Annotated in this window: 8 protein-coding genes; 4 read left to right on the top strand and 4 right to left on the bottom strand. The window is 71.0% G+C overall.

Annotated elements, in window-relative coordinates; all coding sequences use genetic code 11:
• Window positions 1-197 precede the first annotated feature (197 nt).
• A complete protein-coding gene (locus tag ACFU99_RS22045) occupies window positions 198-851 on the top strand; it encodes a LysE family translocator (RefSeq protein ID WP_384394519.1) in 654 nt (217 codons plus the stop codon).
• Between the two features lie 24 nt (window positions 852-875).
• On the opposite strand, the gene abc-f is transcribed toward ACFU99_RS22045, so the two are convergent.
• The gene (abc-f, locus tag ACFU99_RS22050) at window positions 876-2642 is read right to left on the bottom strand and encodes a ribosomal protection-like ABC-F family protein (RefSeq protein WP_384394521.1); all 1767 of its coding nucleotides are present in this window, start codon (window positions 2640-2642) and stop codon (window positions 876-878) included.
• Window positions 2643-3287: 645 nt separating this feature from the next.
• On the bottom strand, window positions 3288-4511 hold the full coding sequence (locus tag ACFU99_RS22055; protein ID WP_384394523.1) for an erythromycin esterase family protein: 1224 nt from the start codon (window positions 4509-4511) through the stop codon (window positions 3288-3290).
• A gap of 69 nt (window positions 4512-4580) precedes the next feature.
• On the opposite strand from ACFU99_RS22055, the gene ACFU99_RS22060 reads away from it, so the two are divergent.
• The gene (locus ACFU99_RS22060) at window positions 4581-5372 is read left to right on the top strand and encodes a MerR family DNA-binding transcriptional regulator (RefSeq protein ID WP_384394525.1); all 792 of its coding nucleotides are present in this window, start codon (window positions 4581-4583) and stop codon (window positions 5370-5372) included.
• On the opposite strand, the gene ACFU99_RS22065 is transcribed toward ACFU99_RS22060, so the two are convergent.
• A complete protein-coding gene (locus ACFU99_RS22065; RefSeq protein WP_384394527.1) occupies window positions 5369-6202 on the bottom strand; it encodes a helix-turn-helix transcriptional regulator in 834 nt (277 codons plus the stop codon). The two genes, ACFU99_RS22060 and ACFU99_RS22065, sit on opposite strands and share 4 nt — an antisense overlap.
• Before the next feature lie 142 nt (window positions 6203-6344).
• Here ACFU99_RS22065 and ACFU99_RS22070 point away from each other — a divergent pair, with 142 nt between their 5' ends.
• The gene (locus ACFU99_RS22070) at window positions 6345-7061 is read left to right on the top strand and encodes an SDR family oxidoreductase (RefSeq protein WP_384394529.1); all 717 of its coding nucleotides are present in this window, start codon (window positions 6345-6347) and stop codon (window positions 7059-7061) included.
• Between the two features lie 221 nt (window positions 7062-7282).
• Window positions 7283-7852, top strand: a complete 570-nt coding sequence (locus tag ACFU99_RS22075) for a GNAT family N-acetyltransferase (RefSeq protein WP_384394531.1) — start codon at window positions 7283-7285, stop codon at window positions 7850-7852.
• Between the two features lie 59 nt (window positions 7853-7911).
• Here ACFU99_RS22075 and ACFU99_RS22080 read toward each other — a convergent pair whose 3' ends face one another.
• Window positions 7912-8673: a MerR family transcriptional regulator gene (locus ACFU99_RS22080; RefSeq protein ID WP_384394533.1), complete on the bottom strand. Its 762-nt coding sequence runs from the start codon at window positions 8671-8673 to the stop codon at window positions 7912-7914.
• Between the last annotated feature and the right edge of the window lie 356 nt (window positions 8674-9029).

The raw sequence follows: 9029 nt of genomic DNA on the forward strand, positions 1-9029 counted from the left end.
GTCCGGGGCCGGCTCTTTTCTTTTACGGACCGGGGCCGGCTTCTCGCATGCGAAGAGGGGCGGCGGGGCCGGGGTTCGGTCGGTCCCGTGTGTGCGGGGCGGGGGCCGGAATTCCGCGTGGGGGCGCTTTGGGGGCGCTTCAGGGATGGTTTGGGGCTGATCGCGCTGCCGCGATCACGGGCGCATAGGGTCGCCGCATGGCCATCACCACCGCTCTCTGGTCCTTCGCCCTGGTCGTAGGGCTGCTCACGCTGACCCCCGGCCTCGACACGGCCCTCGTCCTGCGGACGGCCGCCCTGGGCGAGCGCCGACGCGCGTGGGGCGTCGTGCTGGGCATCCAGAGCGGCACGCTCCTGTGGGGCGCCCTGACGTCCCTGGGCGTCACGGCGCTGCTGGCCGCCTCCCAGGTCGCGTACCAGACGCTGCGCTGGGCAGGGGCGGTGTACCTGCTGTGGATGGGCGCGCGACTGCTCTGGCTCACCTGGCGCGGCGGCGAGAGCGGTGGCGATGACACGGCGGGGCAGGAGACGGGGGCGCTCGGCGACCCGTCCGACAGCCTGCTCGGCGGCTGGCGGCGCGGGCTGCTGACGAACGCGCTGAACCCCAAGGTCGGCGTCTTCTACGTCGCCGTCCTGCCCCAGTTCATCCCGGCGACCGCGCCGCACCTCGCGACGGGCCTGCTGCTCACGAGCGTCCATGTGGTGCTGGGCCTGCTCTGGTCCACGGTGCTCGTCGCCTTCGCGCGGGTGCTGCGCGGCTGGCTGCGGAAGCCGTCGGCGCGGCGGGTGCTGGACCGGGTGACGGGCACGGTGATCGTGGGGTTCGGGGTGAAGCTGGCGGTGGGGGACTGAGGGGACTGAGGGGGCTGAGGGGGCTCACGGGGCCGGAACGGGGGAGTCCGCTCGTACTCGCCCTCCTTCCAGTTCGAGGCGTCGGCCCGTGAAGCGGCGGGAGAGCATCCGGTCGTGGGAGACGGTGACCAGCGCGCCCCGGTAGTGGGACAGGGCCTCCTCCAGGTCTTCGACCAGGGCGGGGGAGAGATGGTTGGTGGGCTCGTCGAGGAGCAGGAGGTCGACCGGGCGGCGTAGCAGGCGGGCCAGGGAGAGCCGGCGCAGCTGGCCGACGGACAACCGCCCCACCGGCGTCAGCAGGTCGTCCGGGCGGAACAGCCCGAGCCCGAGCAACGCGTCCCGGTGCTCCTCGGGAGCGCCGGGCACGGACTCGGCGTAGGCGGCCAGCAGGGTGGCGCGCGGGTCGGTGATCTCGCCGGTGCTCTCCTGCGGGAGCCAGCCGATTCTGCGGGCGCGGGTGACGTGGCCGTGATCGGGTTCCGTGGCGCCTGCGAGGACGCGGAGCAGGGTGCTTTTCCCGGCTCCGTTGGGCCCGGTGACGAGTACCCGCTCACCGCTCTTGACCTGGAAGGATTCGACGTCGAGCCGGTCGCCGACGTGCACTTGGCGGAGCTCGGCCAAGGGGGCGTGGGGGCCGGCGGCCGCCCCTCCTGCGGGCCGCGCCGTGAAGCGCATGGGCTCCGGGGGCTGCGGAACGGGCGCTTCCGTCAGCCGTCGGAGCCGCTCCTTGGCGTTGCGTACGCGGGCGGATATCTGCTTCTCGACATTCCGCTGGTGCCGCTGCGCGGAGCGCTCGATGTCCCGGCGCGGACCGGCGGCGAGCGTGCCGGAGGCGGTGCCGGCCAGGGCGCGCTGCCGGTCGACTTCGGCGAGCCAGTCCTGGTGCTCCTGCTCCCAGCGGAGCCGGGCGGCGGCCTTTTCGCGCAGGTAGCCGGCATAGCCGTTGCCGTGCCGGGTAACGGTGCGCCGATCGGCGTCGACCTCCCAGAGAGCGGTGGCGACGCGTTCCAGGAACACGCGATCGTGCGAGACGACCAGCACGCTGCCCCGATGGCGGCGCAGCCGCTCCTCCAGCCACTCCAGCCCCGCCGCGTCGAGATGGTTGGTCGGCTCGTCCAGCAGCAGCAACTGCGGGGAGGCGGCGAGCAGACAGGCGAGCCCGAGCCGGGACAGCTCGCCCCCGGAGAGACTGCCGAGCACCCGCTCCCGGCCGATACCGCCGAGCCCGAGCCCGTGCAGCGCCGCTTCGACGCGGGCGTCGGCGGCGTATCCGTCCCGGGCTTCGAACGCTTCCATGAGGGCGCTGTACTCCTGGAGTTTGGCTTCGAGGCCGTGGGCGGTGGCGGAGCCTTCGGGACCTTCGGAACCTTCAGGATCTTCGGGGCTTTCGGCGCTTTCAGGGCTGCGCCCCAGCTCTTCCTCGGCGGCGCGCATCCGCGCTTCGAGCTGACGCAGGTCGGAAAGGGCGTGGTCGACGGCGCTCTGCACGGTGCCGTCGAGCGGGAAGCCAGGTGTCTGCGGCAGGTACCCGAGGCCGCCGGGGGCCTGTACGAGCACCTGCCCGTTGTCGGGCGCGTCGACCCCGGCGATCATGCGCAGGAGCGTCGACTTACCGGAACCGTTCTCTCCGATTACCCCGATCCGCTCACCCAGAGCGACGGACACCCCGACCCCGTCCAGCACGGCGGGCCGCCCGGGAGCGGGTGCGCGTACGACGTCGGAGAGGGCGACCTGAAAGGTCTGCGGGGCTTGAGAGGCGTGAGTGGAGCGTGAGGGATATGAGTTCTGCATGTACGGATCCACCTTCTCGGCAGTTAAGTAACCATGAGTAATGCGGGGTCACCGAGAGGGAGCCAATTCGCTGCGCGCGGGCGTGAGCGGAGGCGTGAACTGGCGCGTGAACTGATGCATGAACTGACGCATGAACTGACGCGCGGACTCACCTGCGAACGACCGCGAGGGCGGCTGCGAGAACGGCTGCACGAACGGATGTGGTCAGACGCGATCAGGTGCGATCGAAGACGGCCGGATACGACCGGATGCGACCTGTCGGATAGGTGCCGACGGATACGACCCGAGGGATACGGCTAACGGGTCTCGGGGACCTGAGGGATCTGACGGATACATGCCGGATACGGGCAGATCGAGACGTGCCAATTCGAGGGCGCGGGAGTAGTGCCGCGCCGCGAGAGGGCCGCCGAGTAATCCGATCACCACGGGCATGGCGCAAAGCCGTATGCCCACTGCCGCCCGGGAAGCGCTACGGCTCCCGAAGGCGAATCAGACGAAGAAGAAACGCATATGCATGAGGACAGGCTAGCGGTCTTTGCGGGGAGGGTCGCTCCATTTTCCGGGGGTGGGATGGGCGCGGCCGGGTGGGTGGCGGGGGTGGCTGCCGCGTGGGGCGGTATTCGGCAACGCCCCCACCCCTCCCGGTCAGCTCTCCGGCACGTCCCTCACGAACACCACGCCGTCAACAGTCGGCAAGTGGGCCGGGTTCAGTGAGGCGTAGCCATACCAGGGGGATTGGCGGGGTGGGGGGAGAGGGGCGCCCAGGGCTGAGGACAGTTCGCGGGGGTCCAGGACGCAGGAAGCTTGCGGGAGTTCGTACAACAGGCCTTCCAGGGTGTTCGGGGGCGGGGTGTCCACGCCCTGGTGGCGGATCGTGCCCAGGGCCATGGCCAAGAAGGCGTACTCCTCACCGAGTTCGGCGCTGACCAGTGCACCGGCGCTCCACCACTCCACCAGCGGTTGTTGCCACATGCGCATCGAGCTCTGTTCCCGCTGGAGATGGCTGTTTTGGGCGAAGACCAGCACCGGGGTGCGTTCCGCGAGGGCGTGGAGGTTGGCGGCCATCATCGAATCCCGCAGTGCGCAGAGTCGCGACATACGGGTGGGCGATGTGTCGGCCATCCCGTGGTGGTACCGCAGCAGGCCGGTGGCGGTACGTGCGTACAGGCGGGCCCGGTCCCAGTCCTCCCGTGAGGTCGCCGTGAGCAGGTGCGGCATTTGCGTGTCGAGCAGCGACGCCAAGTCGTCGGCGAGGAGCCGCAGCTCACCGGCTTCGGCCGACCGCCCCACCGACTGGGACGGGTCCATCATCACGGCTTCATCGGTCCATTGGCCGTCGGCCCCGAGCAGGCGGTCGAGCGTTTCCGCGGTGCAGGGGAGGAGGTCCGCGTCCACCTGGGCGGCGAGGTAGCCGTGGAGTGCGGTGAGGGCCTGCCGGGGGCTCGCGGCGCCGGTGATCTCCAGCGGGCCGTCGAAGCCGGTGAAGTGGACGCGGTCGGACGCGGGCCGGCCGTCGTTGTAGGCCCGTACCCAGCGTACGAGTTCGCGGTTGGCGGCGGACGCGCCGAAGTTGTGGCTGAAGCCGCGCCCCATGACCTCGTCGAGAGTGTCGAGGGCATCGGGGCGTGCGGTGACGTAGTCGTCCACGCGCAGACTCATCAGGCAGTCGCTCTCGATGGCGATCGTGCGGTAGCCCTCCTGCTCGATGAGCTGCTGGAAGAGCTCGTTGCGCAGTTCGAGGAGCGTGTCCTCGCCGTGGGTGGGCTCGCCCAAGGCGAGCACGCGGGGCCGCGACTGGAGCAGCCCCATGACGGAGGCGGCGTCGACGGGATGGGCAGAGGCGCCTATGTCCTTGCTGTCAGTGGCCATGAACTCAACGGTATCGTTGAACCTTCGGTGGAAACTTTTCCGACGCCGTACCGCGATATCGTCGGCTGCATGGTGCGAAACCTTCAAAACGGTGAACGGCTCAGGCCCGTTGACCTGGCACGCGAGCACGGCCTGTCCACCCAGGCGGTCAGGAATTACGAGGAGGCCGGCATCCTTCCGGCCGCCGGCCGTACGGCCAGCGGCTACCGCACCTACACCTCGCTGCACGCGCGGGCTCTGCGCGCCTTCCTCGCCTTGGTGCCAGGTCATGGCCATCAGACGGCCACGTCGATCATGCGGGCCGTGAACGAGGGCCAGGTCGACACGGCATTCCGTCTCATCGACGAGAGCCACGCCCAACTCCTCGACGACCGGCGGACCCTGCAAGCAGTGGAGAACGCCCTTCGCGACCTGGAGCCCGGGAGCGCGGAGCGCGAGTCCGCCCCGGCAAGCAGGCCCGGCGGTAGTACGTCCGGCAGTACGTCAGACGGCACGTTCGGCGGCACGTTCATCGGGCCGTTGGCGGAGAAGCTCGGGATACGGCCCGCGACGCTGCGCAAATGGGAGCGCGCCGGGCTGGTGCGTCCGCGCCGCGACCCGTTGACCGGGTACCGCGTCTACGACGAGGCCGACGTACGGGACGTACGGCTCGCCCACCAACTGCGGCGCGGCGGCTACCTACTGGAGCAGATCGCCCCGCTGATCGACCAGGTACGGGCGGCCGGTGGGCTGGAGCCGCTGGAGGGCGCGCTGCGCGACTGGCACGGCCGGTTGTCCGCCCGTAGCCGCGCGATGCTGTCCGGGGCCGCCGAACTGGATTCGTACCTCCGCGACTCCCCGGACCAGCCCAGCTCCACCTAGCGCGCCGAGGCGAGCCCGCGCAGCGCACGGGCCGACGGCGACCCCGGGTCGGCGGTGATCAGGACGACCTCCTGGTCGTCCTCGGGGACGAGGAGCACGTCGCAGTTCAGCCGGAGCCTGCCCAGAGTCGGATGGTCGATGGTCTTGACGCGGTGGCCGGGGGCGTGGACCGGGCGGGTCTCCCACAGTTCGCGGAACTCATCGCTGCCGGCGTGCAGGTCCCGCAGTAGCGCGGCGAGCGACGGATCGTCCGGATAGCGATCGGCGGCCCGCCGCAGCCGGGCCACCACCACACTCCCGAACTCCTCCGTGCTGGAACTCTCGTACAGCTTCCCCTCGTCACCCAGGAACCGGCGGCGCGCCAGATTCACCGTCCCCCGCCTTTCCCGCCTCTCCCGCCCGAGGCCGCCGCCCGTCAGAGCCTCGGCGAGCGGGTTCCAGGCGACGACGCCGTACGCCGCGTCGGTGACGATCGCGCCGGTCTCCGGCAGCCGCCGCAGCATGTGGGCCACGTGCGGGCGGACGTTCCGTACGGCGCCGGAGGCGGGCGGCGGCGTGCTCGTTCCGGCGAGGCGGAACAGGTGGCTGCGCTCGGCGGCCGTCAGGCGCAGCGCCTGGGCCAGCGCGTCCAGGATGCGCGGCGACGGGCGCGGGCCGCGCGCCTGTTCAAGCCGTACGTAGTAGTCGACGGACATATGGGCCAGCTCCGCCACCTCCTCGCGGCGCAGGCCAGGGGTCCGGCGCGGGGTGCCGGCGGGCAGACCGAGCTCGTACGGGCGCAGGGCGGCGCGGCGTTCTCGTAGGAAGTGGGCCAGTTCTCGGCGTGCCATGGGCTTCTCCCTCCCAGGCCGTTCGCCGGGTCGTCCGTCAGCTTGTCCACCAGGTCGTCCGTCAGATCGGCTGTCTTCCAGGTACGAGCCTGGTACAGGTCATCCCTGGCAGGGGGGCCGCCACCCGCGGATCCTGGCTGTCATGAACGATCGCACAGCACTTGTCACCGGTGCCAACAAGGGAATCGGCAAGCAGATCGCGCGCCTGCTCGCCGCGGAGGGGTTCGCCGTGTACGTGGGGTCCCGCGACGCCGAGCGCGGGCGGCGGGCCGTGGAGGAGATCGGCGATGCCGCGCGGCTGCTCGTCCTCGATGTGACGGACCCGGACGGCGTGGCGGCGGCAGCCCAGCGTGTGGAGCGGCTGGACGTCCTGGTCAACAACGCGGGTATCTCGCCCTCGGCCGGGCTCCCGACGGAATCGGTCGCGGATGAGTTCCGGCGTACGTACGAGACCAATGTCTTCGGTGTCGTCACGGTCACCAACGCGTTTCTTCCCGCCCTGCGCCGCTCCCCGCGCCCCCGGATCGTCAACGTCTCCAGCGGGACGGGGTCGCTGACCTGGAGTACGGGCCCGAACCCCCAGTTCGCGCACGGCAGCGGCGGCGCGGCGGCGTACCGGTCGTCGAAGACCGCCCTCAACGCGCTCACCGTCCTGTACGGGCAGACGCTGGCCGAGGAGGGTTTCAAGGTCAACGCACTCGCTCCGGGCCTGCGGGCCACCGACCTCAACGCGCGGGCCGCGGCGGGCGGGGACCCGGCGGAGGCCGCGCGGGGGGCCGTACGGCTGGCGCTCCTGCCGGAGGACGGGCCGACGGGCGGGTTCTTCTCTTGGGACGGGGAGACGCCGGTGCCGTGGTGACGAGGGTGTTGGCTGCATAAAACGGATGCTGGGTGGGGCGTGGGTACGTAATATGCGCTGGGCGCATGTAGCTATTACGCGATGTGCGATGTGCGATGTGCGATGCGTGTTGCTGCGTGTTGCTGCGGTGATTGCTGATGGGGGTGGGCTCGATGCTGGCGGAGACGGTCGTCAGGGCTTGGGTAGCGGGCTGGGCGGTATCGCGGGGGACGCCGCCTCCGGTGCGTAAGCCCTGGGGCTACTACATCGAGGTCGCCGGCAACCCGCTGGAAGTGGGGCGGCACGTCCTGCCCGTAGCCGATGAGTCGCTGGTCCGTAGCGCCACCGCCGCGGTGAGCACGCCGTGGACCTGGATGAAGATGCCGGCTGAACCCGAGGACATCGAGCCCTGGCTGCCGCCGGGCTGGGTGTTGGTCCAGGACGAGTCCACCCATGTGATGGCGACCGACTTCGCGGCCACGAACCCGGTCGTGCCCGAGGGGTACACGGCGGTCGCGGAGAGCCGCGAGTCCGTCGTCCACGTGCGGGTCTTGGACGGGGCGGGGGAACTGGCGGCCAAGGGGCAGGTCGCGGTGGTGGGGGAGGCCGCGGTCGTGGACCAGGTGATGACCGAGGAAGCCCATCAGCGGCGCGGGCTGGGGCAGTTCGTGATGCGCACGCTCGCCGACCGCGCGGTGGGTGAGGGGGCCGGGTTCGGGGTTCTCGCCGCGACCGATGCGGGGCGTGCGCTGTACGAGACGCTGGGGTGGAAGAAGGCCTCGACTTTGACGGAGTGCATATATCGGCCTTGAGCTTGAGGTTGAGGGGGAGCGGGCCGCCGCACCCCCGTGATGGCGGCCCGGCCCCCGGCTCAGCGCAGCCGGGTTGCGGCGTACGCCTCGATGGCGGCTTGCTGGTACGAGGCCAGGCCCGGCGCGATCGACTCGTACGCCGCGCGCCAGTGCTCGTTCTCCACGCAGGTACGCCCGATCGCGCGGTACTCCTCGGCGGTGGCCGCCCGGCTCCGGGCCAGCGTCCGGTACTGGGCGTCGATCTCGGCCTGCACCGCGTCGGCGTCGGCGGGCAGCCCGCCGGCCAGCAACTCGGCCAGCCGGACCATCTGCGCCGTGCGCTCGCGCTCGTCGGCCTCGATCTCGGCCTCGCTCAACGTCGCGGTGCGCTGCTCGACGGCCCCGACCAGTTCCGGGAAACCGTGCAGGACCTTCATGCACTGGGCGGGCCGGAGGCCCTCGAACAGGTTCTCCGGCCGGCTGATGCTGATCATGTCTGTGCCGTCCTTCCTGGACTGCTCCAGTTCGGTGATCGTGCGGGCGACGGTGCCGGCCAGGGCGTCCAACCGGTCGCGCTCGACGAGCAGCCGACGGTGGTGGCACCGCAGGGCCTCCAGCTCGTCGACCTGCGCGGCCAGGATCCGGCTGATCTCGGGCAGGCCCAGGCCGAGCTCCCGCAGTACGAGAACCTGCTGTAGCCGCAGCAGTTGGCGCTCCTCGTAGTAACGGTGACCATTGGCCCCGACCCAGGCCGGCGGCAGCAGGCCGATGCCGTCGTAGTGCCGCAGTGCCCGTGCCGTCACCCCCGACATCCGGGCGACCTCCGCGATCGACCAGGCCATCGCCGCCTCCCCCACGCATTCCTCCACCGGGCCGGAACCTCCGACCCTGCTCAGGACGGTAAAGCCTTCCGCTACGACAGCTTCAACCCCAACTTTTGTGTTTGCACGGCTGGTTGGCGGCGGCCGAGTGGGGCGGTATTGGGGGTGGGTGGGCGCGGGCTCGTCTCGGACCCTGCGGGCCCACAGCGCGGGGGCGGTTGGGTGGGGCGGTATTCGGCTCGGCCGGGTGCGGCTTTCGTCTCGGACCCTCCGGGTCCAGAGCGCCAGCAGCGGGAGGGAGGGGGTGGGCTGCTGCCGGTGCACTGCCTGCCGGTTGGTGTGCGGCTGGGGTTCAGACTGGCTCCGCTGCGCTGCGC

Source organism: Streptomyces sp. NPDC057654 (genome assembly GCF_042800135.1).
Taxonomy (GTDB): Bacteria; Actinomycetota; Actinomycetes; order Streptomycetales; family Streptomycetaceae; genus Streptomyces.